The 26447-nt window shown below is 45.1% G+C and carries 25 protein-coding genes and 1 pseudogene; 21 read left to right on the plus strand and 5 right to left on the minus strand.

Annotated features, from left to right (window positions below; all coding sequences use genetic code 11):
• The first annotated feature begins 3 nt into the window (after nt 1-3).
• From hisC to EUBC25_RS11715, 18 genes and pseudogenes are all read left to right on the plus strand, one after another.
• A complete protein-coding gene (gene hisC, locus EUBC25_RS11630; RefSeq protein ID WP_230105646.1) occupies nt 4-1059 on the plus strand; it encodes a histidinol-phosphate transaminase in 1056 nt (351 codons plus the stop codon).
• 13 nt (nt 1060-1072) lie between these two features.
• Nucleotides 1073-1921: a DUF368 domain-containing protein gene (locus EUBC25_RS11635; RefSeq protein ID WP_230105647.1), complete on the plus strand. Its 849-nt coding sequence runs from the start codon at nt 1073-1075 to the stop codon at nt 1919-1921.
• A gap of 43 nt (nt 1922-1964) precedes the next feature.
• On the plus strand, nt 1965-3047 hold the full coding sequence (locus EUBC25_RS11640; RefSeq protein ID WP_230105648.1) for a substrate-binding domain-containing protein: 1083 nt from the start codon (nt 1965-1967) through the stop codon (nt 3045-3047).
• 263 nt (nt 3048-3310) lie between these two features.
• Entirely contained in the window at nt 3311-4102 is a 792-nt protein-coding gene (locus tag EUBC25_RS11645; protein WP_230105649.1) for a zinc dependent phospholipase C family protein, read from the plus strand.
• Complete coding sequence (locus EUBC25_RS11650) at nt 4044-5066, plus strand: DNA/RNA non-specific endonuclease (protein ID WP_230105650.1); 1023 nt, start codon at nt 4044-4046, stop codon at nt 5064-5066. Before EUBC25_RS11645 ends, EUBC25_RS11650 begins: the two co-directional genes overlap by 59 nt.
• A 135-nt stretch (nt 5067-5201) precedes the next feature.
• Nucleotides 5202-5783 carry a 50S ribosomal protein L25 gene (locus tag EUBC25_RS11655; RefSeq protein ID WP_230105651.1) on the plus strand — a complete coding sequence of 194 codons (582 nt, stop codon included), beginning with the start codon at nt 5202-5204 and terminating at the stop codon, nt 5781-5783.
• Between the two features lie 144 nt (nt 5784-5927).
• Entirely contained in the window at nt 5928-7190 is a 1263-nt protein-coding gene (locus tag EUBC25_RS11660) for a nickel pincer cofactor-dependent isomerase, group 22 (protein ID WP_230105652.1), read from the plus strand.
• A gap of 186 nt (nt 7191-7376) precedes the next feature.
• Nucleotides 7377-8528: an aminotransferase class V-fold PLP-dependent enzyme gene (locus tag EUBC25_RS11665; RefSeq protein WP_230105653.1), complete on the plus strand. Its 1152-nt coding sequence runs from the start codon at nt 7377-7379 to the stop codon at nt 8526-8528.
• A 164-nt stretch (nt 8529-8692) separates the two neighbouring features.
• Nucleotides 8693-9967, plus strand: coding sequence for a double-cubane-cluster-containing anaerobic reductase (locus tag EUBC25_RS11670; RefSeq protein ID WP_230105654.1), 1275 nt, complete (start codon nt 8693-8695; stop codon nt 9965-9967).
• A gap of 4 nt (nt 9968-9971) precedes the next feature.
• Nucleotides 9972-10232, plus strand: a complete 261-nt coding sequence (locus EUBC25_RS11675) for a putative Se/S carrier protein (RefSeq protein ID WP_230105655.1) — start codon at nt 9972-9974, stop codon at nt 10230-10232.
• A gap of 45 nt (nt 10233-10277) precedes the next feature.
• Nucleotides 10278-11054, plus strand: a complete 777-nt coding sequence (locus EUBC25_RS11680) for an acyl-CoA dehydratase activase (protein ID WP_230105656.1) — start codon at nt 10278-10280, stop codon at nt 11052-11054.
• Between the two features lie 2 nt (nt 11055-11056).
• Nucleotides 11057-12208 (plus strand): double-cubane-cluster-containing anaerobic reductase, encoded by a 1152-nt coding sequence (locus tag EUBC25_RS11685; protein ID WP_230105657.1) that lies wholly within the window; start codon nt 11057-11059, stop codon nt 12206-12208.
• A 31-nt stretch (nt 12209-12239) separates the two neighbouring features.
• Nucleotides 12240-12851 carry a sulfurtransferase-like selenium metabolism protein YedF gene (yedF, locus tag EUBC25_RS11690; protein ID WP_230105658.1) on the plus strand — a complete coding sequence of 204 codons (612 nt, stop codon included), beginning with the start codon at nt 12240-12242 and terminating at the stop codon, nt 12849-12851.
• A 189-nt stretch (nt 12852-13040) separates the two neighbouring features.
• Entirely contained in the window at nt 13041-13700 is a 660-nt protein-coding gene (locus EUBC25_RS11695) for a YczE/YyaS/YitT family protein (protein WP_230105659.1), read from the plus strand.
• A 322-nt stretch (nt 13701-14022) separates the two neighbouring features.
• The gene (locus EUBC25_RS11700; RefSeq protein ID WP_230105660.1) at nt 14023-14661 is read left to right on the plus strand and encodes a GNAT family N-acetyltransferase; all 639 of its coding nucleotides are present in this window, start codon (nt 14023-14025) and stop codon (nt 14659-14661) included.
• Nucleotides 14662-14701: 40 nt separating this feature from the next.
• On the plus strand, nt 14702-15517 hold the full coding sequence (locus EUBC25_RS11705; protein WP_230105661.1) for a class I SAM-dependent methyltransferase: 816 nt from the start codon (nt 14702-14704) through the stop codon (nt 15515-15517).
• A gap of 145 nt (nt 15518-15662) precedes the next feature.
• Entirely contained in the window at nt 15663-16019 is a 357-nt protein-coding gene (locus EUBC25_RS11710) for a hypothetical protein (protein ID WP_230105662.1), read from the plus strand.
• An 85-nt stretch (nt 16020-16104) separates the two neighbouring features.
• Nucleotides 16105-16644: pseudogene (locus tag EUBC25_RS11715) on the plus strand (ABC transporter ATP-binding protein); the annotation flags it as partial.
• A 72-nt stretch (nt 16645-16716) separates the two neighbouring features.
• On the opposite strand, the gene EUBC25_RS11720 reads toward EUBC25_RS11715, so the two are convergent.
• On the minus strand, nt 16717-18000 hold the full coding sequence (locus tag EUBC25_RS11720; protein ID WP_230105663.1) for a type II toxin-antitoxin system HipA family toxin: 1284 nt from the start codon (nt 17998-18000) through the stop codon (nt 16717-16719).
• Nucleotide 18001: 1 nt separating this feature from the next.
• Nucleotides 18002-18214: a helix-turn-helix domain-containing protein gene (locus EUBC25_RS11725; RefSeq protein ID WP_230105664.1), complete on the minus strand. Its 213-nt coding sequence runs from the start codon at nt 18212-18214 to the stop codon at nt 18002-18004.
• 276 nt (nt 18215-18490) lie between these two features.
• Here EUBC25_RS11725 and EUBC25_RS11730 point away from each other — a divergent pair, with 276 nt between their 5' ends.
• Nucleotides 18491-18724: a hypothetical protein gene (locus tag EUBC25_RS11730; protein ID WP_230105665.1), complete on the plus strand. Its 234-nt coding sequence runs from the start codon at nt 18491-18493 to the stop codon at nt 18722-18724.
• 262 nt (nt 18725-18986) lie between these two features.
• Here EUBC25_RS11730 and EUBC25_RS11735 read toward each other — a convergent pair whose 3' ends face one another.
• The 3 genes from EUBC25_RS11735 to EUBC25_RS11745 form a co-directional block, all read right to left on the minus strand.
• The gene (locus tag EUBC25_RS11735) at nt 18987-20717 is read right to left on the minus strand and encodes an ABC transporter ATP-binding protein (protein WP_230105666.1); all 1731 of its coding nucleotides are present in this window, start codon (nt 20715-20717) and stop codon (nt 18987-18989) included.
• Entirely contained in the window at nt 20714-22456 is a 1743-nt protein-coding gene (locus tag EUBC25_RS11740; RefSeq protein ID WP_230105667.1) for an ABC transporter ATP-binding protein, read from the minus strand. Before EUBC25_RS11740 ends, EUBC25_RS11735 begins: the two co-directional genes overlap by 4 nt.
• A gap of 117 nt (nt 22457-22573) precedes the next feature.
• Nucleotides 22574-23239 (minus strand): TetR/AcrR family transcriptional regulator, encoded by a 666-nt coding sequence (locus EUBC25_RS11745; RefSeq protein ID WP_230105668.1) that lies wholly within the window; start codon nt 23237-23239, stop codon nt 22574-22576.
• 242 nt (nt 23240-23481) lie between these two features.
• Between EUBC25_RS11745 and ahpC the strand changes: the two genes are divergently transcribed.
• Entirely contained in the window at nt 23482-24045 is a 564-nt protein-coding gene (gene ahpC, locus EUBC25_RS11750; protein WP_230105669.1) for an alkyl hydroperoxide reductase subunit C, read from the plus strand.
• A 78-nt stretch (nt 24046-24123) separates the two neighbouring features.
• On the plus strand, nt 24124-25815 hold the full coding sequence (locus EUBC25_RS11755; RefSeq protein ID WP_230105670.1) for an FAD-dependent oxidoreductase: 1692 nt from the start codon (nt 24124-24126) through the stop codon (nt 25813-25815).
• Nucleotides 25816-26447 lie beyond the last annotated feature (632 nt).

The raw sequence follows: 26447 nt of genomic DNA on the forward strand, positions 1-26447 counted from the left end.
GCTATGAGCAGATTAGAAGAAAACATCCGAAAAGTCACACCTTACGTACCGGGAGAACAGCCCCAAAATAAGGTGATCAAACTGAATACAAACGAAAACCCCTATCCGCCTTCTCCGGAAGTGGACAGGGTGCTTGGAGAAGTAGACTCCGGGGATTTCCGGCTTTATCCGGATCCTTCCTGCAGTATTCTTGTAAAAGCTCTTGCAGATTGTTACGGAGTAGGAGAAGACCAGATATTTGTAGGCGTAGGGTCAGATGATGTACTGGCAATGTGCTTTTTGACCTTTTTTAACTCGGGAAAGCCAATCCTTTTCCCGGATATTACCTATTCTTTTTATAAAGTATGGGCTCAGCTGTACAGCATTCCTTATGAGTGCCCGAAACTGAATGAAGAGTTCCGGATCGTAAAGGAAGATTATTACAGGGAGAACGGCGGCGTTATTTTCCCGAATCCAAATGCACCGACGGCTGTTTATGAGGAGTTGGATTTTATAGAAGATATTCTGGAACATAACCGGGATGTTGTTGTGATCGTGGATGAGGCCTATATTGATTTTGCCGGCAGATCCGCTATAGAACTGATAGAGCGCTATGATAATCTGGTAGTGACGCAGACTTTTTCCAAGGCCCGCTCCATGGCGGGAATGCGGATCGGCTATGCTATCAGCAATCCGAAACTGATCCGTTATTTGAACGATGTAAAATATTCTTTCAATTCCTATACGCTAAACAAGGTAGCTCTTGTATGTGGAGAGGCTGCGGTAAAAGATCAGGAATATTTTGAAAATACGGTAAAAAAGATTACAGATACAAGGGAAAAGACAAAAAAAGAACTTGCAGATCTTGGATTTTCCTTCACAGATTCAAAAGCAAATTTCATTTTTGCATCTCATCCTGAATATGATGCAAAAGAGATGTTTGATGCCATGAAGGAGCAGGGAATTTATGTACGGCACTGGGACAGTGAACGGATCAGCCAGTACCTGCGGATTACTATTGGTACAGAAGAAGAAATGCAGAAATTATTTGAATTTTTGAAAAAATATATGCAGAAATAAGGAGAAGAGACTTATGTTAAAAGCAGTGTTACAGGGAATAGTAGTGGGAATTGCCAATATTATTCCGGGAGTCAGCGGCGGGACTATGATGGTTGCCATGGGGTTATACGATAAGCTGATCCACGCGATTACACATTTAAAAAGTGAGTTCCGGCAGAGTATGAAACTGTTGCTGCCAATTTTTATCGGTGCAGGGCTTGCTATCGTGATTTTGTCCAGGGTATTTGAGTTCCTTTTGGAGAACTACCCGATTCCAACAAACTTTGCATTCTGCGGACTGATTGCCGGCAGCCTGCCTTTTATTTTTCAGAAAGTAAAAGGTCATTCCGTCACAGTAGGAAAAATAATTCCTATGGTGATATTTTTTGCTGTTGTTATTTTGATGGCTGTTATGGGAGAAACCGGAGGAAAGGAAGCGGATGTAAGTTTTACTCTTATTAATGTAATTAAGCTTCTTCTGGTTGGGATCATTGCAGCAGCGACGATGGTAATTCCGGGAGTCAGCGGCTCTATGATGCTTATGCTTTTAGGGTATTATGATACTATTTTAAGAACTATTAACAAATTTATCGACGCAGTTTTATCCTTTGACATTAACAGTATTCTAGTACAGTGCGGTATCCTGATTCCATTTGGTATCGGTGTAATTCTCGGAATTTTCCTGATTGCCAAATTGATTGAATTTATTTTCATGAAAGCGGAGATCCACGCATATTATGCGATCATTGGCCTCATTGTGGCTTCGCCTATTGCAATTCTTTTAAAGATAGACTGGAGCGGTTTTTCAGTTATGACTTTGGGGGCAGGAATCATCTCCTTTATTGCCGGATGGTTTGTGGCAAGTAAGCTTGGCGGTGAATAGAAAATGCCGGAGGCCCAGCCTGCAGATTCTAAGAGGAAAAGATATGAAGTGTAAATATTTTGCGGTAGTTTTGATCTCTGCTTTTGCGGTCGTCAGTTTTAGCGGCTGTTCTTTCCCAAGGTCGTTTGATGAGACAGAAAGCGGTACGGCAGCAGGGGAAGGAACAGCGGAAGCAAAGGAAAAAACACAGGAAAATATGCAGGAAGAAGAAAACGAAAAAGTAAAAATTGGTGTATCTTTTGATTCCATGGAGCAGGAACGCCGCGAAATAGAGCGGACAGTTCTGGAAGATACGGTTCAGAAGCTGGGAGCCCTGGTGGAGATCCAGAGCGCCGAAGGGGACATAGAAACGCAAAAAGAGCAGATCCGGCAGTTTACAGACGAAAGCGTCAATGTGATCATTGTCGCTGCTGTGGACAGCAGCGCCCTGGAAGCAGAAATCCGTAATGCGAGAAACCAGGGAATCCTGGTAGTTTCTTACGAACGCCTGGTTCAGGGAGAACAGACAGATCTCTTTGTGGCAGCAGACAGCCGGATGGCAGGGGAACAGATTGCCGATGAAATCAAAAATCAGCTTCCGGAAGGGGGAAGCATTCTGCTTGTATGCGGGCCGGAGAACGACCGGAGCAGCCAGAATACAGCAGATACTCTGGAAGAGGAATTGGAGGGAAACTCCTGGGAGATTGCTTACAGAGGATGCGCCGCTTCCTGGAGCGGGGAAGATGAAAAGCATGCTGTAGAAGAGGCTTTTCAAAATGCAGGAAAACAGGCAGATGCAATTGTATGTGCAACAGACCGTATGGCCGGCATGGCGGCTGAAATCCTGGAAAACGAGCAAAGAACAGGCGAGATGGCAGTCATCGGACAGAATGCAGATTCTGACGCCTGCAGACGGATCCAGGAGGGCACACAGGCAATGACCATCTATATACCGGCGGAAGAGCTGGCCGAAAAGGCAGCTGAATACGCAGTTCAGATGGCGGAAGGCGGTAACTTTTCCGAAACGATTACAGAAGAATACGAACTGGTCGGAGAGGAAGAAGAATTTATGGTGCCATGTTACAGAGCAGAAACATTGGCTGTTACGGAAGAGAATGTAAGCAAATTGGGACGTAACACTTTTTAAAAGTGTTACGTCCCAATTTGCTTACAGCCCTGTGTAAAATTGCTTTTAGCCCTGTGTAAAACTGCGAATATTACTAAAAATTGTGGTGATTGGTAGTGCTGCCTACAAAATATTGATATAATAGCAGCGGATTATTCTATAAAAGCTATCCCACGGTAAAAGGCCTTTATTAAAATAATGTTTAGAGAAAATTAAGATGAATAATCAGGAAAGCTGATGTATACTGAGAATCAGGGGTATAAAGTTAAAAAGGAGGTGGGCATATGCCTGCATTTTACGCACATGACCGTTTTGGCAAAGAGGTGTCAGCCCGGCTGAACGGTGAGCTGAAGGAAATCGTAAAAAGATATTACAGACAATTCAGAATCGGTCTCCAGGGACCAGATCTCTTTTTCTTTTACCGTCCGTACCTTCCTAATAAGGTTTCAGAATACGGTAATCATCTTCATGCCATTTCAGCATATCCGTTTTTTGAACACGCAGTAAAGGTTGTGCGAAAAAGAGGAAGAAAGACAAGAGAGTACGCATATCTTCTTGGATTTCTCTGCCATTATATTCTGGACAGTGAATGTCATCCTTACGTGGAAACTTACATTGGAAAGAGCGGAGTTCAGCATCTGGAGATTGAAGAAGAGTTTGAAAAAATGTTGCTGCGTCTGGATGGAAGAGATCCCTTTTCCTATCCCATGGCTAAGCTTGTGCCGGTAGATATCGCAACAGCAGAGGCTATCCGGCCTTTTTATGAAAATATGACAAGTAAAATAATTCTCCGCTCCCTGAAGGACTTGAGAACGGTAAAAAAACTTTTTACGACCCGCGGTCCTGGGAAACAGGCTCTGATCAATACAGCTATGAAGATGACGGGGAAATATCCCTATTTAAAAGGGTTGATGAATCAGCGCATTGATAATCCCAAATGCCGGGAGAGCAATCAGGAACTGAAGAGGAGATTTGATGGAGCTGTCGGCCTTGCCGTAAAAATGGCGGAGAGCCTGGATGAAAGCGTGCAGACAGGAAAGGGGCTGGAGAGGCGTCTTGACCGGACATTTGGATAATCAGGAAAAAATAAAAGAAAATCAGGGCAGCCTGCCGGAACGTTCGAAGAAAAAGTTCCTTAGCCTGATCCTGGCAGTCCTATGCTTTTGCTTGACTGCCTGTCAGGCACAGAGTGGAGGAGCAGAACAGGAAAACGTTCCGGTGTCTTCGGTATCATCAGAGGAAATCTCTTTGGAAGAAGTGCCGGAATATACAGGAGAACCTTATGTGGAGGTGGATGAAGGAGAACCGGATTTTTCAGAAGAAGAGCTGACAACAGATTCTTATGAAACATACAGCGAACTGGATGAGCTGGGACGGTGCCAGAGTGCCGAAGCCTGTGTGGGTACAGATCTTATGCCGGAAGAGGAGAGGGAAGGGATCGGAGAGATAAAACCGTCGGGATGGCACACTGTAAAATATGACAATGTAGAGGGAAAATATCTCTATAACCGTTGTCATCTTATCGGCTATCAGCTTACTGCAGAAAATGCCAATGAAAAAAATCTGATCACAGGAACAAGATACATGAATACAGAAGGGATGCTTCCTTTTGAAAACGAGATTGCGGATTATGTGAAGGAGACCGATAATCATGTTATGTACCGGGTCACGCCGGTGTTTGAGGGAGATAATCTGGTAGCATCCGGTGTATGGATGGAGGCAGAATCTGTTGAGGATGAAGGAAGAGGCGTTTCTTTTAACGTATATGTTTATAATATACAGCCGGGAATAGAAATTGACTACAGCCGTGGGGACAGTCGGGAAGCCAGTGATGCAGATCTCCTGGAAAAAGGAGAGACAAGTGATGCAGAGGACAAGAAGGGAGAGACTTATATTATCAATGAAAACACAGATAAGTTTCATAAACCGGACTGCTCCAGCGTATCTGACATGAAAGCCCGAAATAAAAAAGAATTTTCAGGGAACAGGGAAGAACTTCTGGAACAAGGTTATTCTCCCTGCGGAAGGTGTCAGCCATAAGTTTATAAAAATTTAATAAGTATTTTCTGCTATAAGTGTTATAATATGCATGTAACAAGGAAACCGATTTAACTGACCTCTTTGTTTTGCAAAGTTGAAGGCTGTTAAGCAATCAGATTTTGGAGGAAAAGATAAATGAATACTTTAAAAGCTGAAAAAAGAAACATGCAGACAAAAGCGAAAAAACTTAGAAGGGAAGGCTTTGTTACCGGAAATGTATTTGGCAGAGAAATGAAAGAGTCCATGCCGATACAGATATTAAAGACAGATGCAGAGCGCCTGATCAAAGGCCATGGAAAAGGCAGCCAGATCATGTTGGAAGTTGACGGCCAGACCATGGATGTCCTGATCAAAGAGATTGACCTTAGCCCGTTGAAAACAGATATATACGAGATTGATTTCCAGGCTTTGGTGAGTGGTGAAAAAGTTCACTCTGTAGCTGAGGTGATTCTGCTGAATCACGAAAAGGTAAATACAGGACTCGTACAGCAGATGTTGTATGAGATTTCCTATAAAGCAGTCCCGGCGGCACTGGTTGAGAAGGTAGAGATCGATGTGGGAGATATGAAACTTGGTGATTCGCTTCAGGTGAAAGATCTGGATATTGCTAAGAAGAAAGACATTGATCTTATTACAAATCCGGAGACAACGGTAGTAGCTGTCACAGAAATACACAACAGTGCTTCAGAGGACGAAGAGGCTGAAGAAACAGAATAAAAATATTTATTTGAGGATACGCAGGTACAACTTGTGTATCTTTTTCTATTTTATAGGAGAGTTTTATGGGAAAGTCCTTCGTACTGCCCTATATACAAGATCTGACGGCCGGATGTATAATGGATTTAACAGGAGGAAAAGAGTATGAAATTTCCAAAGATGTACCAAATTTACAATCACGACTACAGCAGGGAAAACATCAACAATATAGAAACAGAATTTGAAAGGGAATATGAAAAAGCTTCCATTGATCCTGACAGGATTAAGGGGAAAAAAGTAGGAATTGCAGTAGGAAGCCGGGGCATTGATAAGATTGTCCCTATTGTTTCACAGACTGTAGAAAAAATAAAAGAGGCAGGCGGAAGGCCGTATATTTTTGGAGCAATGGGGTCTCATGGGAACGGAACGGCAAAAGGACAGAGGGAGGTGCTGGCATCCCTTGGTATCACAGAAGAAAAGGTGGCAGCCCCCATCCTGTGCAGTGGAGATACGGAAGAATGGGGAAAAACAAAAAAGCATGGATTTACGGTTTACGGTAATGTATTGTGCCGGGAATTTGACGCGGTAGTTCTTATAAACAGGGTGAAGATGCACACAGATTTTGAGGATGTAACAGAGAGTGGCGTACTGAAAATGATGGCTATTGGAATCGGAAATCCAAGAGGCTGCCAGAATGTTCATTCCCTTGCATTAAAATATGGCTATGGGACGGTAATCAGGGAAACAGCAGAGTTTATGAGCGCCAGGCTGAATGTCCTTTTTGGAGTAATGATAACAGAAAATGCAGTTCATGAATTGAGTGGCATCTATTTGCGGAAACCGGAAGATTTTTTGGAGACAGAGAAGAAGCTGCTTGAGAAAGTGAAAAAAGAAAGAATGAAGCTTCCGGCAGATCAGATCGATGTTCTGATCGTAGATGAGATGGGGAAAAATATTTCAGGGTCAGGCATGGATACAAAAGTGATCGGAAGAGTTTTTGTGATTGGACAGTCAGAACCGAAAATCCCGCAGGTCACCAGGATCGTTGTTCTTCACCTTACAGAGGAGTCTCATGGGAACGCCATTGGGATCGGTCTGGCAGATTTTTCCACAAAGGAGGTCCTGGATCAGATTGATTTTGCTGCCACAGCCAAAAATGCAGTGGCTTCCATGGCTCCTGCCCAGGGGAAAATTCCATGTATAGAAGCAAATGACCAAGAGGCTATTGAGGCAGCCATTGCCACTGCTGCTTTGGACGAACTGGGAAAAGCAAAGATCATTCGGATCAAAAATACCAATAATATAGAAAAACTCTGGGTATCAGAAGCTCTGTATGAGGAGCTGAAAAACAATCCTGATATTGAACTGCTTCAAGAAGGGCAGGAACTTCAGTTTGATGACAACGGTCATCTGGAAGAATTTTTGTAATGCCGTCTTCCTCTGTTTGTGTCAGGATATTGAAATAGAAGGGTAATAGAGAATACAAATAAATAAGCAGTGCTTATTGAAAAAAACGATAAGAAATACTTTCCCCTGAATTGTTGAAGAAATAGAAAAGTGATACCGTTATATATAGCTGAAAAGGAAGATAAAACAAAGGGGGATGGTATAACCATGAACAAAAAATCATCCATTTATTTTGATAATGGAAGCACTTCCTATCCAAAGGCTCCCGGAGTGGCCCGGGAAGTCGGCAGATTGCTGACAGAAGGGGCATTTAATATCAACAGAGGGAATTATGAGGGAGCATATGAAGTGGCAGATACGGTACTGGAAACGCGAGAACAGCTGGCTGATCTTTTCCATGCAGAAAGTTCCCGGCAGGTTATATTTACACCGGGAATTACCCATTCCCTGAATTATTTTATCCGCGGATTTTTAAAGTCCGGAGATCATGTCCTTGTGACGGGAATGGAGCATAATGCGGTGATGAGGCCACTGTACGCCATGGAAAAAAGGGGCGTCTGCTATGAGGCTGTCTACACGGATGAGGAGGGAAATGTGTCTCTGGAAGATATGGAGCATAAAATCCGCCCAAATACAAAAGCGATCATTGTCCTTCATGCCTCTAACGTGTGCGGCACGATTGTGCCTGTGGAGGAAATAGGAAAAATCTGCAGGGAACGGCAGATTTATTTTGTGGTGGATACAGCCCAAAGTGCAGGAACGATTCCGGTTGACATGAAGAAGACCGGAATTGATTTCCTTGCTTTTACCGGCCATAAAGGTCTTTTAGGCCCCCAGGGAATCGGAGGATTTTTGATTTCTTCTTCTCTGGATGACAAGATGGAACCACTGATCATGGGAGGTACAGGCAGCCAGTCAGACAGCCTTAAGATGCCGGAAACCCTGCCGGACAAATATGAAAGCGGAACCCTTAATCTTCCCGGAATTATCGGGCTTCATGCAGCTTTATCTTATATTAAGGAGCAGGGAATAGAGAAGATTCATCAAAAAAAGATGGATCTGACGAAATATTTCCTGGAACAGGTGAAGCAGTTTCCGCAGATACGTATTGCGGGAAAGAAGGGGATCGAAGGGAGAGTTGCGGTGGTTTCACTGGATTTTCTAAAGACAGATAACGCGGTGGCAGCCTTTAAGCTGGAACAAAAATATGGCATTATGACCAGGGTGGGCCTGCATTGCGCACCAGCAGCACACTATATACTCGGGACCTATCCTCAGGGAACGGTCCGTTTTGCTTTCAGTACTTTTAATACAAAAGAGGAGATCGATCAGTGTATTCAGGCATTTAAGGAATTGTAACAGCAGAAAGTGAAAAGGACTTATAGAAAAAGTCAATAAAATGAGAGAATTATTATAAAAAGCAATAAGAAAACGGCCTCTTTATAATTGTTTGGAAATTCTAAAAGTGTTACCGTAATAGAAGGAGTACTGTGGAAAGTACAAAAAGAGGAGGTTATTTTATTATGGCAGATTACAGAAAGATGTGGGAAGATTTGGGAATGGATGTGGACACACACGACCAGTTGTGCGAAGTTTTGCCACAGGCATTTGGCGATGTTTATCTTTCCCAGGAAAACAGGCCGGAGGCAATGGATTATTTTAACTTTGTCGTTGCGGAAATACACGGGGTCCGTCCGGCAGAGCTGATCGAACATCAGAAAAAAGGCGGGAAAGTATTCGGGACATTCTGTGTCTATGTGCCGGATGAAATTGTATTTGCAGCAGATGCGATCGCTACAGGACTGTGCGGCGGATCACAGTTCTGGGTTCCGGGAGGAGAGAAGGTTCTTCCTACCAATACCTGTCCTTTGATCAAGGCATCAGTAGGTGCCAGACTGGACCGTACCTGTCCGTTTTTCCGTATTGCTGACATGTATGTGGGAGAAACTACATGCGACGGAAAGAAAAAAGCATGGGAAATTCTGGCAGAGGATGTTCCGGTACATGTAATGGATCTGCCCCAGATGAAGAGAGAGAAGGATGTCTGTTCCTGGGCGGATGAAATCCGGGAATTTAAAAAAGTAGTAGAGGATTTTACCGGAAATAAAATAACAGCGGAAAAGCTTGCTGACAGTATTCATATGATCAATCAGAAGAGGAAAGCCCTGGAAAGACTGTACGCTTTTCGCAGAAATGACAGGCTTCCCATCAGTGGAAAAGATGTACTTCTGATCTCACAGATCGCATTCTATGATGATCCCACAAGATTTACAGAAATGACAAATAAACTGTGCGACGAACTGGAAAACAGAGTAGCAGAGGGTGTGAGCGTATTTCCGGAAGGAACAAAGAGAATTATGCTGACAGGAACACCTCTGGCTATTCCAAACTGGAAGATCCATAATCTGGTAGAAACAAGCGGAGGAGCAGTTGTCTGTGAAGAAATGTGCACCGGCACAAGATATTTTGAACGCCTTGTAGATGAGACAAAGACGACGGTAGATGAACAGATCGACGCTATTGCAGAAAGATATATGGGAATCAACTGTGCATGTTTTACACCAAACAGTGCAAGAATTGATGATATTGTCCGCCTGGCAAAAGAATATAAAGTGGATGGAGTTATTGATGTAAATCTGAAATTCTGCAGCCTTTATGACGTAGAGGGATATACGGTGGAAAAAGCGCTGAAGGAAGCAGGGATTCCGGTACTTGGAATTGAAACAGACTATGTAGACAGTGATGCACAGCAGCTTCGTACAAGAATCAGTGCATTTATAGAAATGCTGGGGGCATAGGCCCATGTCAGAAAAACAGCATTACATTTTATTTCCCAATCATGATAATGGAATGCGGCTTCACAGAGAGCTGAAGGCACTTGGAATCAGGGCGGTCATCGCCCCGACTCCGAGAAGTGCAAGCAAGTGCTGCGGGATTTCCCTGATTTATCAGGAAGAAGATAGGGAGAAAATAGAGAAATGTATTCAGGAAAACGATATTGAAATTCTGGATATGGTGGTGGTTGAAAAGGATATCAACCCCGGCAGAGACCGGTACTGCTGATGAAAGACCGGAATAGTGAAGAAGCAAAAGACGAAGGGATAGTACATGAATTATATAGGAATAGATATTGGTTCAACAGCTGCTAAGGTGGTGGTAAGAGGAGAAAAGGAACTTGCATTTACCATGCCTACCGGCTGGAGCAGTAAGGAAACAGCGTTGACGATCCGTGAAAATCTGAAGAAAGACGGAATCAATATGGAGGAAGGCCAGGCAAAAGTCGTGGCTACGGGCTATGGAAGAATTGCGGTAGATTATGCAGATTATGTTATTACAGAGATTACCTGCCATGCAAGAGGCGGCCGGGAGCTGGGAAGCGATCACTGCGCAGTCATCGATGTGGGAGGACAGGACACGAAAGTGATCCTCATCGAAAATGGCATGGTGCAGGATTTCCTTATGAATGATAAGTGTTCTGCAGGGACCGGGAAATTCCTGGAAATCATGGCAAACCGTCTTGGAGTTACGCTTCAGGAACTTTTTGATATGGCCGCTGCGGGAAATACACTTTCTATTAGCTCATTGTGTACAGTCTTTGCTGAATCAGAAGTGATCAATTATATTGGGGAAGGCAGAAAGAGAGAGGACATTGCGGCTGGTGTTGTGGATTCTGTTGCAGCTAAAGTGGCTCAGCTTGCAATGAGGAAAAACCTGCCGGATCATATTATTTTGACAGGTGGGCTTAGCAGCAGTGAATATTTTACAAAAATACTGTCAGAAAAAATCGGACAGAAAGTATGCCCTACTGAACAGGGACGATATGCAGGCGCTTTGGGAGCGGCACTGCTGGCAAAAGAAAAGACAAAAACAGATAAAAGGAGATAAAAATGGAACTGATCAAAGAATTGCCAGAGGTATTTGAAGAATTTGCAGAACAAAGGAAAAATTCTTTTCTCGGAGTAAAAAAATTAAAAGAGCAGGGAGTTCCTATTGTGGGAGCATATTGTACTTATTTCCCCCAGGAGATTGCAATGGCTATGGGAGCCGCCACAGTGGGACTGTGTTCCACTTCCGATGAGACAATACCGGAAGCAGAGAGGGATCTCCCCAAAAATCTCTGTCCTCTGATCAAATCCAGTTACGGATTTGCGAAGACAGACAAATGCCCGTTTTTCTATTTTTCCGATGTGGTAGTCGGGGAGACAACCTGCGACGGAAAGAAAAAGATGTATGAATATATGTCTGAATTTAAAGATGTGTTTTTGATGGAACTTCCAAATACACAGGGCGAGGAAGCGCTGAAGCTCTGGAAAAGCGAGATCATTCGCTTTAAAGAATATCTGGAAAAGAAATTTGACGTAACGATCACCGAGGATGATATCCGGGAAGCGATCAAAGTGAATAATGCCGGACGGCGCTCTTTGAGAAAATTGTATGAAGTTATGAAACATGATCCGGTTCCGATCTGCGGACATGACCTTTTTAAGGTATTATATGGAAGTACCTTCAAATTTGACCGGAGAGAAATTCCGGCAGAGGTAGATGCCCTGGTAGAAAAGATACAAAAAGAATATGCGGAAGGAAAAATGCTGGAGAAGATGCCCCGTATTCTTTTCACCGGCTGTCCTGTTGGAGGAGCGACAGAAAAGGTGATCCAGGCAATTGAGAGCAATGGGGCAGTCGTTGTTACATACGAAAACTGTACCGGCGCCAAATCCATTGACAAGCTGGTAGATGAGGAGAATCCTGATGTGTATGATGCTCTGGCAAGAAGATATCTGAATATCGGATGTTCCGTTATGACTCCTAATCCCAACAGACTGGAGCTTTTGGGACGTCTGATCGATGAATATAAAGTGGACGGAGTAGTTGAAATGACGCTGCAGGCGTGTCATACTTATAACGTGGAGGCTTTTAGCATCCGCAAATTCGTAAACCAGGAAAAAGGGATTCCATATCTCAATGTGGAAACAGATTATTCACAGGCAGATATTGGACAGCTGAATACGAGAATTGCAGCATTTATTGAAATGCTGTAATCATATAGACACAAAGAAAGGTGGAAGAAACATGATAACAGTAAATGCAATGGGAGATAACTGCCCGATTCCGGTGATTAAGACAAAGAAGGCAATGCAGGAGCTGACAGGACCGGAGACAATAGAGGTTCTTGTAGATAATGAGATTGCCGTACAGAATGTATCAAAAATGGCAGCATCCAGCGGAGGGAAAGTAACTTCCGAGAAAAAGGGAGAAAAAGAGTTCCGGATCGTGATTGAAATGGAAGGAGCGCCATCACAGGCTGCCGGAGAGGAAGAGGAAACTGCCTGCATCCCGGATGCCAGAGGAAATACCGTTGTTGTCGTATCTTCTGACCGCATGGGAGAGGGAAATGATGCCCTTGGAAAAGTTTTGATCAAAGGATTTATTTTTGCTGTCACACAGCTGGATACACTTCCTAAAACCATGCTGTTTTACAATGGCGGAGCAACCCTGACCTGTGAAGGGTCGGATTCGCTGGAAGACTTAAAGAGTCTGGAAGCACAGGGCGTGGAGATCATGACATGCGGAACCTGTCTGGATTATTACGGATTAAAAGAAAAGCTGGCTGTCGGAACTGTGACAAATATGTACAGCATTGTCGAGACAATGGCAGGGGCCGGAAGGATCATCCGTCCATAAGAAGGCAGACGAGGTGTTACAGGATATTTGAATTGTCCAGTGAAAAGTAGGGCATATTAAACTTAAAATGACAAAAGCCGGGGTAAATTTTATTGCCCCGGTTTTTTGAGCCGTGACGTACTTCTTCGTATCAGACATACACATTTTTTTTGATAGTGTTATAATAAAAATGACGGAAAAAGGAAAGGAATGAATATATTGAATAAGTTATCTGTCTATATTTTAAAACGCTATCTGCTCCTTCTGGTGGGCCTTTCAATCATGGCATTTGGCGTCGCATTTTCTATTAAAGCAAGTCTGGGAACCTCTCCGATTTCGAGCGTACCGTATGTGGTCAGTCTGTTTACTTCGCTGACTGTAGGGACGGCTACAATTACAATGCATTGTGTATTTATTTTGCTGCAGATTCTGATCTTGAGGAAAAATTATCACCCAATTCAGCTTATGCAGCTTCCAGTGGCGTTCTTCTTCGGCTATCTCACGGACTTCGGTGTATGGGCAGTCCGGGGAATCCACTGTGATACATACTGGCAGCAGTGGCTTGTCTGTCTTGCCGGTATCCTGCTGGTGGCCGTGGGAGTCAGTTTTGAAGTTAAGGCGGGAGTGATAGTACTGGCAGGAGAGGGAGTAGTACTGGCAATCTGCAAAGTGTTTCCCAAAGTAAAGTTTGGATATATGAAAGTGGGGTTTGACGTAACGCTGGTTATAATTGCCTGTATTTTGTCGCTTTCCTTTACAGGACAGCTTCAGGGCGTGAGAGAAGGAACAGTGGCAGCGGCTCTTTTGGTTGGGATGCTTGCAAAACAACTGGGGAAATTGTTGTCAAAGTGGGAACTGGAAAAGGAATAGGTTGAATTGACGGTCATATATAACAATGCTATAACATACCCGGTATAAAATTTTGTCAATATAAGAAAAAGATATTGATATTTATTTTTAAATTTGCTATGCTAGTAACAGTTGGTTAGATACAACTAACCAAAATAAAAACACGCAGACAGCTTAACTGAAAGTAAAAGATATTTCCACAGATGTCAGCTTCTCTGGGAAAACAGATCGTAAGATATTATAGTTGTCTTCGGAAAAAAGGATGTTCGGCAACTTGTGGGATTGATAGGTACATAAAAGGGAAGGCGATAAACCTGATCAGCCGGCAGAGAGGAGGAATTTTATGTTTATGATACGGCCATACAGAGAGGAAGATGCAGGCGGCTGCGGGCAATGTTTTTACGAAGGCTTTTTCACCTGTCCCATTGATGAAAATGACAGGATTCTTTTGCGGGATTACGCTCAGGTCCTGATAGAAAAGTGCAGTTTTACCTATGTGGCGGAAACTTTAGATCACCAGATCGCAGGTTTTATCAGCGGAAATTACGGAAAAAAATTCCGTCCGCTGAAGACAGATTCTGACAGGTGCAAAAAGCATTATATGGCCTGGTGCCGGATGTTCCTGAAATTTTATCTGAAAGGGTATTGTTTGTCCGAAGCGTTTCAGAAACAGCTGGACAGCTTTATTTTACAGGCGCGTGAGCGGGAAGAGCAGTTTTTTGACGGATGTGATCTGGAGCTGGTGGCTCTTACTTCCAGAACAGATTACCGGAAAGGACTGGGAACGGTGCTGGTATCCAGATTTATGGACAGAGCGGGGAATGACGGGGCTGAAACTGTGCGGCTGTTGACGAATACTCTGGCATCCTGGAAATTCTATGAAAAGAGAGGGTTTACGAAAATCTTGGAAAAACCATTTCCGGACGGTTCCGGACAGAAAACAATTATTTATGAATACTGCCTCGGACAGAGAGAAAAATGAAATGTCCAGACAGCAAATCTGACTAGGGAGAATGCAGGATATGGAGATGAATGGAAGAAAAGGGAAGCCGGTCAGACTCGGTACACACGGAGAAAATTATGGGAACTGGATGTCCGCGCCGGTCTTTTATATGGTGGGTGCACTGGTTGTCTTCATGGCAGTCTTATGCGTTATATCGCATTTTATTCCCGGCATGAGGCTGATCGGGGTTCTGGCGCTGATCGCTGCGGTGGTTGTGCTGATCCTGCTTGCCTGGATCACATGGATCCGACGGCAGTATGCCTTTGACGGGGGAGGCATGATGGAAAAGGTTCATGAGGTTCTTCTGTCTTACCTGGATTTCGACGGAAAGGGGACGCTTCTGGAGGTAGGATGCGGATCAGGCGCACTCTCCATCCGGGCGGCGATTTCCTGGCCGGAGGCAGAAGTGACCGGCATTGATTACTGGGGTGCAGTCTACAATTACAGTCAGACCATGTGCGAGAGTAATGCCCGGAGCGAGGGCGTATATGAACGTTGCAGTTTTCTTCACGGCGACGCCCGGAAATTAGACTTTCAGGATGAAACCTTTGATGCCGTAGTAAGCAATTATGTCTATCATAATATCAACGGCGCGGACAAGCAGGGTCTTCTGCTGGAAAGCCTGAGAGTGCTGAAAAAGGGTGGCGTGTTTGCCCTTAACGATGACATGAAGCCCCGGATGTACGGAGATATGGAGGAGTTCGCAAAAAAACTGCGCAAAATGGGATACCGGGAAGTACGGATCATCGATACGGCACAGGAAGCCTTCGGCTCCCATCGCCGAGCCACGCTGATGATGCTGGGAAATTCCCGAATGATAGTAGGACAAAAATAAGACTGATAAATATACTGCCAGTCTTATATCAGAATATCCATTGACATGCCTGAATTTGTCTTTTATACATTTACAGCCGTGGAGACACGGCTCATTTTTCAACATGTAGTTAGAAATAACTAATTAAAGAAAGAAAAGACTAATTATGAAGAAACAGAAATCCAAGCGGTGGCTGCTGTTTATTCTTGCCGGAATTGCAGCTATTGCAGCCGCACTCCATATATATCTTCCCGATCTTCTGGACAACTTAAGATCAGCCCAAACCTATGATGACCTGCATCTACGCTGTATTTACGGTGCTGGGGATTTGCCTGACTTTAGTTTTCTTGACTTTTTTGCATGTAAATCCACTGATCCTTATATGGGGAACCTTCTTTCTGTTTTCACTTATTATAATTGTGCTGATAGCATAATGCATTTTCATGAAGATACCGGTATCCTGAAAAATATAGAGTATTTGGAATATTTTAATTCAGCTTTGTTTTATTTAGAAAAGAACTAAGCACCAGGGGAATTGTCGGCGCTTAGTTCTTTTCATCGTATCAGTGCTTTTATAGACCCATTTTCAGGGAAGGAATATTGTAGACATGTCTTATATGTCTTTCGTGTTCCAGGATGTGACTCTGTTCAATGATACTGTTATGAATAATATCCGACTTGGCAGTCCAAACGCAACAGACGAACAGGTGATTACTGCGGCAAAGGCAGCCTATTGTGATGAATTTGTACGTGAAATGCCGGACGGGTATCAGACGGTCCTCGGTGAAAACGGCAGCACGCTTTCCGGCGGTGAGCGTTAGCGGATTTCCATCGCCCGTGCCTTGCTGAAAAACGCGCCGATCATTCTGCTTGATGAAGCGACAGCATCCCTTGATCCGGAGAATGAAGTTCTGGTTCAAAAGGCCATTGCAAAACTGGTGGAGGACAAGACGGTCATTATGATCGCTCACCGGCTTCGTTCAGTAGTGGGCGCTGATCAGATATTTGTATTAGATGATGGGAAATTAGTAGAAAGTGGAACACATAGTGAGTTGATGGAAAAGAAAGGTTTATATCAGAGACTATATCATATTCAGCAGGAAAGCCTTGGCTGGGCTGTTCAAAAGTGTACTATTGATTTTGACTAAGGTAAAAAAATACCGAAGTTCAGTGTGTCTCGGTGGAACTTCGGTATTTTTTTCAGGAAAAGTGCCCGAATATTATTGACGCCGGATTCCCCCTCTGGCAAGTATTTTTTCTTTTAGGTCGTGCGCATGGACAAATCCTTGAAGTTCAAGAGCAATCACGGCTTTATTAAGTGCCTCGTGAAAATGAGATACCATTGCATCAAATCGTTTCATCGCCAGATTAGTACCTAATCCAATATGCTTTGATTGTGCTTCAAAAGACTGTTTTGTTATTTCATTGAGTTTATATATACCTCCGATGCTCAAAGCCATATTTTCTGTGCTGCTTTCATAGATTACTGTGCTGATGATATCATAGGCAGGGGCGAGACGTATTGATTTTAAATCCGGGCTGTATAATAGAGACAGATTTTTAATATGGTTATCGGTGTTCCCGATAAGATAGTTGTAAATACATATATCCCATAGCTTTAGCTGATCTGTCATTGGATCTGCTGAATAGGCGCGGAGTAATGCAAACATTCTATTAAGATAGTCTTCATGCTCCCTCTCATATTTATTTGCTGAAGCAATACCGAGTGCTTGAGCGAAATCTTCCTGATGAAGCCGGTAAGGAACGGAAAGTCCGTTTATTATTCTGGCATCGGGATGTATTTTTCGGTCATATCTTCTGGTCGCGAACAGGACATCACCGTCCGAAAAATCACCAATATTTACTATGAAACTTTCTGGTATATCTATTCCTAAATTACGTGCGGTGAGAAGACACAGCTGTTCATTGGCTACAATTTCTTGTAAACGCACATGGCTTTGCTTTACAATATGGGTGCTTGGAGCATCACCTACGGGAAGATACCACTGGTTGTTTTTTTCATCGTAATACAGACCGACTTTTCCTGAAGCTCCGGTAAGAGATAAATGTGATTTTGTGATTAACTGTGCAGATTCTGTAGCACCTTCTCTGGCTAGATTTTTCGCTTCAGCGTCTGTAAGCCTGCGATATTCAGGCGGAAGATGCGGACTGTTTTGTGCGACAATCCTTACAGCTCCGAGACACTCGTGTCCTAAACCTGCAAGGATAGACAAATAATCGTTCTCATCTACATGCATCCAGCTTGCTACACAACGACGGGTAAAACCTTCCGGAAGGAGACCGTCAAAAAATGTTTTTGTCTGTTCCGGAGAAAAGGCTGCTTTAGTAAGAGGCAAACTTATCGAAATGGGGCGGTTTTCCGGATTTAACAGATATTCGGGAGAGTATGTGAAACTCGCGCGTGCCGGAGTATCCCCAATGATATCCCCGACATAAATGCTTGTCCCGTTAATTTCTATAAATACCGTTAACTTATTGTTCATCTTATCCTCGCTTTTCTATCAATATATCTAATCCGAGTATATTAATGATTTTAAGTGTTTTTTCTAATTCGACCGTGGGCTTCCCGCGTTCCAGGTCAGAAATAAAGCTGACGCTGAATCCCGTGAATTCGGATAAATATGTCTGTGTATAGTGGAGCTCTTTTCTTCGGTCGCGTATTGCTTTGCCAAGCGATTTTGCATCAATTATTTTCATTTCCAACTTCCTTTTTAGCCGAGCGGCATGATTTTTTTAAGTGGTCAATAAATTAGCCGTTCGGCTTTATTCCATAAATTACCTCAAAATTTAGGCGAACGGCTAATTTTTAATATAGTATACTCTGAATTTATCTGTTTTGCAATGAGAAAGATTTTATTCTTGCTTACTGAAACAAATTGCAGGTGGTTTTTAATTGCCTACCCATTGTGTTTTTCACCAAAAAGCGTTATATTTTAGTTAGGCACAACTAATCGAAGAAAGAGGGAATGAACCATGGGAAGGTATTATCGGTTGTCTAAGGCGTTGAGCGAAGCAGAAGCTTCAGAAATTATGCGTGAGGTCCGCGAAATTGAAGAAGTAGATGAGGCTGAGTATTCCGAGGGATATACCAAGATTCTCGTTTTCACTAATAAGGAAAAATATCCGGAGGTCATGACGAGGATTGTCAATATTGTCAGTCGTGTGGGGCAGGGATGCGAATTAAGCTTTGCCGGGTTTGCGGTCTGAAACAAAATAAAGACTACCGTTTTCATATCAAGTAGTCCTGTATTGGTATGCTTCTTGGCCTGCCAGCCTGCCTTGCAGTGGGAACAATCACAGCAATCCTCTGATCAGCCAGCAATAGAATCTAGACGGAGGGGTGCTCCCCAAAATCCAAATAAGGGGGGGGTTGGCCCCTGAAATAAGGGTTGCAAAAGAGAAGAGACAGTTCGCCGGAGAATACAAGTCTTAAAAAAGCCCGAATTCTCCGGCAGGCAGACTCATACTTTTACAGTTTCCACCCCGCAGCTTCTTTCCTGACTCCCAGGAAATCCCGGTAGATCCCAGGTGTATCCTTGAGCTCTGCATGGGTTCCATTCTGCACGATCCGTCCTTCGTCCAGCACCAGGATCCGATCTGCTTTTTGTACAGTCTTGAGCCGATGGGCGATCATCAGGATTGTTTTATCACGCATCAGCTCTTCCATGGCTTTCTGAAGTTTATCTTCATTTTCCGGATCAACATTTGCCGTTGCTTCGTCAAAGATAATGATGGGTGCGTTTTTCAGCATTGCCCGCGCAATGGAGATGCGCTGTTTTTCACCGCCGGACAATGTGGCTCCGCCTTCCCCGATCACCGTGTCATAACCGTCCGGCAGATCGGAAATAAAATCATGGCAGCAGGCTTTTTTCGCAGCGGCAACAACCTGATCGTGGCTGGCATCCGGCTTCCCGAATTTGATATTGTTCTCAATCGTGTCTGCGAAGAGATATACATTCTGGAATACCATACTGATCTGATCCATGAGGGATTCCAGTGTATACTCCTGGATATCTGTGCCGCCGATACAGATCGAGCCGCTGTCCACATCCCAGAACCGGGCGATCAGACTGCACAGGGTGGTCTTTCCGGAACCGCTGGGCCCTATGATGGCAGTAGTGGTGCGGTCCGGTATTGTTACGTTAACATTTTTCAGAATCGGTCTCTTATCGTAAGAAAAGTTCACATGATCGAAAGAAATATCATGCCTTTTCGGATATACCGGTCTTCCGGTGCTGTCCATTTCCGGAATCTCGTCAATCTGGTCTGCATGGTCGATGGAACTTCCGACCACACGCAGCAGGGACACCGCGCTTCCCGTGGACTGGATCTGCGAGAAGACTAAGAAGGAAATGACCACGGTCATCAGCGCATCGGAAAGCGTCATGCTCCCGTTCAGGCAGAAAATGATCCCGGCTCCCATAATCAGTACGGAGAACAGATGCAGGCTCAATTCCTGGGCGACCATATAGGGGGTGAAGAGGCGCTCAATGTCAAGATTGCTCTTCCGGTTATATTCCAGCGCTCCTCTGACCCGGCGGTCGCCTTTCCCGGTCAGGTTAAAGGATTTGATCACGCTCATGCCCTGGATCTGTTCCAGTACGGCGTCTACAAGCTGGACTTCGGACTCCTGACGCCGGGGCGTCACCCGGGCAGATTTTTTCTCCATAGCAGAAGTAATGAGCAGATAAAGTACTGTGCCTGCAAGGGAAAGAAAGCCGATGCGCCAGTCAAATCCGAACACACAGAGGAGAAATACAATGGAATTGATAAAACCGCTGAGGATATTGACAAGCACCACAGGCCCGTTGCTCTCCACTACGTCGAGTACAGTGGTGGAGATCCCGGTGATCTCGCCAAGGCTCCGGGCATTAAAATACCCCATAGGAATCCGTTTCAGTTTATCACCGATGGCAATTCTTTTATTTGCAACCATGAAGTATCCAGCGTGGGTCTGTTGAAGCTGGGTGAAGCGGTTGATGATGGCTCTCCCGGCTATGCTGGCAATGAGTAGAAGAAGAGCGGTCCATGCCGCATGGTGTGTCAGGTCTCCGCCGGTAAGGGCGAGCACCACAAAATAGATTGCTGCGATCTGGAACATGTGGAATATTGCGTAGAAAAAGCCCCAGAAAGTGGATTTGTTGATATTTTTCTGTTCCTCTCCTGCAAACTGATAAAGTTTTTTCAATACTGCGATCATGCCGCGTCACCATCCTTTGTGCCAATATGTGCCTGCCACATTCCGTGGTACATTGCACTTTGTTTTAAGAGTTCCTCATGTGTTCCGGATGCAGAGATCCGTCCGTTTTCTACGACAAAGATTTGGTCTGCGTCCGTGATGGTAGAGAGGCGGTGGGCAATGACGATTACGGTCTTCCCTTTTACCAGTTTGGCCACAGCTTTCTGGACGACAGCCTCATTTTCGGGATCGATATATGCGGTAGCCTCATCCAGGATCACGATGGGCGCATCCTTTAGCATGGCCCGTGCGATGGCAATCCTCTGTCGTTCGCCGCCGGAGAGATGGGCGCCTCCTCTGCCCACCACGGTATCGTAGCCGTTTTCCGGTTTCCGTATGAAGAAATCACAGCCTGCGGCTTTTGCCGCGGCTTCTACTTCCGCATCGCCGGCTCCGGGTTTCCCCATGCGGATGTTTTCCCGTACCGATTCATTAAACAGATAATTGTCCTGAGAGACGAATGCAGTATGTTCATAAAGCTGGCGGAGAGGGATATCCTTTAAATCATGTCCGCCTAAAGTGATCCTGCCTTTTTCTACATCCCAGAACCCTGCGATCAGCTTTGCGATCGTTGATTTCCCGCTGCCGGACGGACCGACGAACGCGGTCATGGTTCCGGCCGGGATGGACAGAGAAACATCTTGCAGGATCTCCTGATCCGCGTGATAGCCGAAAGACACATGATCCAGCCGAATATCCTCAGAAGGGAAAGATACCGGCGTCAGAGCGTGCTGCTGTTCTTCGCTGTTTAAGATGGAGTCAACTTCGTTTACGATAGTCCCAACTTTTGCCAGACTGTCCACGAAATCCATGGCGGCAAGCAGAGGGCCGGCAATGCCGAGGGAGAGGATGATGACAGTGATAAAAGTCTCGATATTCAGTGAGCCGCCCAGATACATGATCCAGCCCGCGGGAAGAATGGTGATTAATGTTGTGGGCGCCAGTGTCCGTGAAATGGACACTGGGAGCTGGCAGCTCCTCATCCAGTGATAGAAGTAGGATGCGTTTGCGAGGACGCGCTGAGAAAATTTTGCATAGGAATTTTTCCCCTGATTGAATGCTTTGATTACTTCAATACCACCGATATATTCTACGATGGTAGAGTTCATCGCCTGCGTAACCTTGACAGCCCCTTCATATTGTTTCCCGTAATTTGCCATCACAGCCATCATGAACGCCATGCCGACAGGGATAGAGACGAGAGAGAGCAGCGCCATCCGCCAGTCAAGGACAAATAGATAGATCAGGATGCAGACCGGAGCCAGTATATTTGACGTCATCTCCGGCAGAAGGTGCGCAAGAGGCCGTTCCATACTTTCAACCTGATCCACGATGATCTGCTTCATCTGGCCACTGGGGGTGTCCATGACAGTTCCCAGCGGGAGTTTTGGAAGCTTTGCAAGGATACGTTCCCGGATACTTTTTAAAATAGCGAAGGTTGCTTTATGCGACATGGAGAGTGCGAGCGCATAAAGAACCACCCGAAGGATGTAGCCGCCCAGCGCCAGACAGCACCAGAACAGATAAAATGAAGTGTTCTGCTTAGAATGAATAAGACCTATGATGATCTGTGCTGCTGCGAAATATGGCAGTATGCCGCATAAAACGCCGACGGACGCGGAAAAAACCGCGCGTATCAGCCCACCTTGATATTGTTCCCCAAGCTCCCACAGCCGGAGCATAGGACTTTTTTCCTGCATAAGAATTCCTCCTTTTTGAGTTAGAAATCACTAACCACATATTTTATAAAAAGACCGCCGCCTGCGGTACCGGACAGGAAACGGTCTGATTACCGGTGGTTACTGCTCACACTGTACTCAGAAACCGACAGTGCTCCCGGTGTCAGTGGCCCCCGGAGATTCCCGCTCCGGGTTGAAGATGGTGGTAAACCCCTGCATGTGATAGTTGTTGAGAAGATGAATGTATTTTACCGCATCCGCCTTATTCATCCGGTGCCGCACGACCTCAAACATGCCGTTGAAATAAGCGGTCGTGACGATGTGAATAAAATCTTCGGTGATCAGTCCAGATTTTACGCTTTCACAGCCGATGACTTCCATATATTTATAAGTGTATTCCACTTCTATATCTACCAGCTTATCCAGAAAAGCAGAAAAGCGGGTGCCTTGTGCGCAGTCCAGAAGAAGGCAGAATTCATCGAAATGAGCGTAGATAAAATCCAGCATAGCAATTTGATGATTGGATGTATATTGTCCCATTTCTGCGCGCTGCGTACTTTCATTCAGATTATGGAAATCCTCCTGTATTCCTAAAAACATCTCCGTGAGCTGATTTGCGGCAGGGGCAACAATGGCCTCAAAAAGACCTTCCTTATCTCCAAAGCGGGTATAGATGGAACCGGTGCTTGTGCCGGCTTCCTGTGCGATGATCCGCAAGGATGCATCTTTATAACCTTTCTCTAAAAATTCCTTTTTGGCGCAGGAAAGTATCGCTTCGTATACGCCTTCGATCTGTTTTGCCATAGTGGTGTCATTTCCTTTCGATTGATTCATAACGCTGTTTTAAAACGCTGTTATGATTATAAACGATTTTAGGATATGTGTCAATAGGAGTTATTGGGATTTCAAATCCGTACAGTACCATGGCTGAGTTATATTGATAAAAGTTATTATTATCAATATTTTTATTGACAAAGGATGGATTCACAGCTACAATTTGATTAGTCATAACTAACCAAATAAGATTTTACGAGGAGGTATTACCTATGTCATTGATCAACAAAGAAATTAGCGAGTTTTGTGTGCAGGCATATCATAATAAGGCATTTAAAGAAGTGAAAAAAGAGGATGTGCTGGGCAGATGGAGTATTTTCTTCTTTTATCCGGCGGACTTTACTTTTGTGTGCCCGACAGAACTGGAGGACCTTGCGGACAAATATCCGGAATTCCAAGCGACAGGATGTGAAGTCTACTCTGTATCCTGCGATACCCATTATGTTCACAAAGCATGGCACGATGCGTCTGACCGGATCAGAAAGATAGGATACCCTATGCTGGCGGATCCGACCCATGTGATTTCAAGGGACTTTGAGGTTTACATTGAGACAGATGGCGTGGCAGAGAGAGGAACATTTATCGTAAATCCCGAAGGAAAGATTGCGGCCTATGAAGTCAATGCGGGAAATGTAGGGCGCAACGCGGATGAACTGTTGCGTAAACTGCAGGCTTGCCAGTTCGTATATGAGCATGGAGACGAGGTGTGCCCTGCAAAATGGCAGCCCGGGGCAGAGACGCTGAAACCCAGTCTGGATCTGGTCGGCCAGTTATAAACAAGAAGAAGGTTGAAAGAAGGGGGCGGCTGCGTGCTGCCCCTGAAATAATAAAAGCATTATTATGCGAGGAAAAGAATGATGAAGGAATTATATGATGTAGTTGTAATTGGAGGAGGTCCTGCCGGGCTGACAGCCGCTCTTTACCTGGCGCGGGCACGCTATAGTGTGGTCGTCGTGGAAAAGGAGCAGTTCGGAGGACAGATCGTGATCACAGAAGAGGTAGTGAACTATCCGGGAGTGGAGCACACATCAGGGAGAGAACTGACTGAGAGTATGTGCCGACAGGCTCAGAATTTCGGGGCGGAATTTCTGCTTGCAGAAGTGACGGAGCTTGATATGTCCGGAGATATAAAAAAACTAAAGACCAGCCGCGGTGAACTCTCCTGTTTCGGCGTGCTGCTGGCAGCCGGAGCCCATCCTCGCAAGGTAGGCTTTCAGGGGGAAGAGGAATTCCGTGGAAGAGGGATCGCCTACTGTGCTACCTGCGATGGAGAATTTTTTACCGGAAGAGACGTCTTTGTGATCGGCGGCGGATTTACGGCTGCCGAGGAGAGTGTATTCCTGACGAAATATGCGCGTCATGTGACGATTCTGATCCGGGGAAACGGATTCAGTTGTGCGCCGTCTGCCGCGGAGCCGGCGCTGAACCACGAAAAGATCTCTGTGCTCACGAATGCGGAAGTGATTGAAGCGTCGGGGGAAAGTACGCTTGAATATCTGCGCTATCGGAATACCGTTACGGGAGAGATCACGGAATACCGACCACCGGCAGGGGAGAATTTCGGAGTCTTCGTCTTTGCCGGATATGAGCCTGCTACGGATCTGGTGAGAGGGATCGCGGAGTGTGATGAGCGCGGTTATATTGTGACAGACCGCCTGATGAAGACAAGCTGTGACGGGTTGTATGCTGCCGGTGACGTATGTATCAAACCTTTGAGACAGGTGGTTACGGCAGTGGGCGACGGCGCTCTAGCAGCGACAGAACTGGAGCGCTACGCTGCCACCATGCAGAAAAAGACCGGGCTCCATCCGGCACAGCCGTCGGCAGAGCGTCCGGGAGAGTGGGCTGTGGATCCTGCAGGACAAACGTCTGCCGTTTCCGGGGAAATCGCGGGCAGCCGTGAGTCAGAATCAGCCGGCATCTTTACCCCGGAGATGACCGCACAGTTAAGGACAGTGTTCAATAAGATGTCGTCTCCGCTGATATTGGAGCTGTATCTGGATGATACGCCCCTTTCAACGGAACTGAAGAGTTATATGGAAGAGCTTGACAGGTTGACAGAAAAGATACAGGTGAAAAACAACCGGTTATCTGATCTGGACTCTGCTCTGGTGAAAGCGGAAGAGATGCCCTGTGTGAGGATATGCAGGAGGAATGGAGAGTGGAGTGGACTCGCCTTTCACGGCGTGCCCGGCGGACATGAATTTACGTCGTTTGTTCTTGGACTTTATAATGTGGCGGGCCCCGGACAACCACTCGGTGAGAAAACACTGTCAGATATACGGAAAATATTGAGCACAGTAAATATGAAGATTCTGGTCTCCCTGTCCTGCACCATGTGCCCGGAGCTGGTAACGGCTGCCCAACGCATTGCTGCGGAGGATCCTTTTGTGACGGCGGAAGTTTATGATCTGAATCATTTTCCGACGCTCAAAGACCGGTACCAGGTCATGAGCGTCCCCTGCCTTGTGATCAATGACGGGGAAAAAGTTGTGTTTGGGAAGAAGAATGTGGAGCAGGTAGTGGAGTTGATAAACAGTCTGTAATTTCGCTTCAGAAACGAGGGGACGTCACAGCAGATATATGGACAGATTCTGATCGTATTCACCTCAGAAGTAGTTTTTCAGGCTGGCAGCGCTTACATCGAACCTATCTGCCGGTTTTCAGGCTGGATGATGTTCGCTCAGATCGGCAGTGATTATCTGCTTGGCGCGTTTAGCAAACATGCTGTGGACAGCGTGCCGCTTACAGCGATAAGCCGGAGCGGTCTGAGAAAGAATTTTGGTATGGTGCTCTAGGACACCTGGCTGTTTGGAGGCAAAATCGTAAAAATTATCTCTTACAGCAAAGCGAACACAACACGGAAAGAGATCATTGCAGCGGCAAAGGCGGACTCTATGTTATCTGGTGAGAGTCTGCCTTTTCATATCTGATATCAATTCAACTCCAATTCTGTAGAAATCTCATGCAAAACTCAAGTAAAACTCAAGAATCAAACTTTAGACTGGTCTTCGGATGCATCTGCCCGATGCCGGATCAGAGTCTCGGCGTTTTTCAAAAGAATCTGAAGGCGATAAAAAATTTTTTTAAAAAAATTAGCACTCAACTATTGACAGTGCTGATAATAAGTGTTATATTACAACTAGAACAAAAGGAGAGATAAAAGTGAAGAGATTCC

The sequence above is a fragment of the Claveliimonas bilis genome (assembly GCF_020892095.1).
In the GTDB taxonomy this organism is placed as follows: domain Bacteria; phylum Bacillota; class Clostridia; order Lachnospirales; family Lachnospiraceae; genus Claveliimonas; species Claveliimonas bilis.

What these genes read in the sequence shown, in the direction of transcription:
- EUBC25_RS11720 (WP_230105663.1), bottom strand. Translation starts at nt 18,000, where the DNA reads ATGAACAATAAGTTAACGGTATTTATAGAAATTAACGGGACAAGCATT.
- EUBC25_RS11725 (WP_230105664.1), bottom strand. Translation starts at nt 18,214, where the DNA reads ATGAAAATAATTGATGCAAAATCGCTTGGCAAAGCAATACGCGACCGA.
- ahpC (WP_230105669.1), top strand. Translation starts at nt 23,482, where the DNA reads ATGTCATTGATCAACAAAGAAATTAGCGAGTTTTGTGTGCAGGCATAT.
- EUBC25_RS11755 (WP_230105670.1), top strand. Translation starts at nt 24,124, where the DNA reads ATGATGAAGGAATTATATGATGTAGTTGTAATTGGAGGAGGTCCTGCC.
- EUBC25_RS11670 (WP_230105654.1), top strand. Translation starts at nt 8,693, where the DNA reads ATGGCAGATTACAGAAAGATGTGGGAAGATTTGGGAATGGATGTGGAC.
- EUBC25_RS11635 (WP_230105647.1), top strand. Translation starts at nt 1,073, where the DNA reads ATGTTAAAAGCAGTGTTACAGGGAATAGTAGTGGGAATTGCCAATATT.
- EUBC25_RS11740 (WP_230105667.1), bottom strand. Translation starts at nt 22,456, where the DNA reads ATGCAGGAAAAAAGTCCTATGCTCCGGCTGTGGGAGCTTGGGGAACAA.
- EUBC25_RS11660 (WP_230105652.1), top strand. Translation starts at nt 5,928, where the DNA reads ATGAAATTTCCAAAGATGTACCAAATTTACAATCACGACTACAGCAGG.
- yedF (WP_230105658.1), top strand. Translation starts at nt 12,240, where the DNA reads ATGATAACAGTAAATGCAATGGGAGATAACTGCCCGATTCCGGTGATT.
- EUBC25_RS11685 (WP_230105657.1), top strand. Translation starts at nt 11,057, where the DNA reads ATGGAACTGATCAAAGAATTGCCAGAGGTATTTGAAGAATTTGCAGAA.
- EUBC25_RS11645 (WP_230105649.1), top strand. Translation starts at nt 3,311, where the DNA reads ATGCCTGCATTTTACGCACATGACCGTTTTGGCAAAGAGGTGTCAGCC.
- EUBC25_RS11705 (WP_230105661.1), top strand. Translation starts at nt 14,702, where the DNA reads ATGGAGATGAATGGAAGAAAAGGGAAGCCGGTCAGACTCGGTACACAC.
- EUBC25_RS11735 (WP_230105666.1), bottom strand. Translation starts at nt 20,717, where the DNA reads ATGATCGCAGTATTGAAAAAACTTTATCAGTTTGCAGGAGAGGAACAG.
- EUBC25_RS11680 (WP_230105656.1), top strand. Translation starts at nt 10,278, where the DNA reads ATGAATTATATAGGAATAGATATTGGTTCAACAGCTGCTAAGGTGGTG.
- EUBC25_RS11655 (WP_230105651.1), top strand. Translation starts at nt 5,202, where the DNA reads ATGAATACTTTAAAAGCTGAAAAAAGAAACATGCAGACAAAAGCGAAA.
- EUBC25_RS11640 (WP_230105648.1), top strand. Translation starts at nt 1,965, where the DNA reads ATGAAGTGTAAATATTTTGCGGTAGTTTTGATCTCTGCTTTTGCGGTC.
- EUBC25_RS11730 (WP_230105665.1), top strand. Translation starts at nt 18,491, where the DNA reads ATGGGAAGGTATTATCGGTTGTCTAAGGCGTTGAGCGAAGCAGAAGCT.
- EUBC25_RS11675 (WP_230105655.1), top strand. Translation starts at nt 9,972, where the DNA reads ATGTCAGAAAAACAGCATTACATTTTATTTCCCAATCATGATAATGGA.
- EUBC25_RS11745 (WP_230105668.1), bottom strand. Translation starts at nt 23,239, where the DNA reads ATGGCAAAACAGATCGAAGGCGTATACGAAGCGATACTTTCCTGCGCC.
- EUBC25_RS11710 (WP_230105662.1), top strand. Translation starts at nt 15,663, where the DNA reads ATGAAGAAACAGAAATCCAAGCGGTGGCTGCTGTTTATTCTTGCCGGA.
- EUBC25_RS11695 (WP_230105659.1), top strand. Translation starts at nt 13,041, where the DNA reads ATGAATATATTGAATAAGTTATCTGTCTATATTTTAAAACGCTATCTG.
- EUBC25_RS11700 (WP_230105660.1), top strand. Translation starts at nt 14,023, where the DNA reads ATGTTTATGATACGGCCATACAGAGAGGAAGATGCAGGCGGCTGCGGG.
- hisC (WP_230105646.1), top strand. Translation starts at nt 4, where the DNA reads ATGAGCAGATTAGAAGAAAACATCCGAAAAGTCACACCTTACGTACCG.
- EUBC25_RS11650 (WP_230105650.1), top strand. Translation starts at nt 4,044, where the DNA reads ATGAAAGCGTGCAGACAGGAAAGGGGCTGGAGAGGCGTCTTGACCGGA.
- EUBC25_RS11665 (WP_230105653.1), top strand. Translation starts at nt 7,377, where the DNA reads ATGAACAAAAAATCATCCATTTATTTTGATAATGGAAGCACTTCCTAT.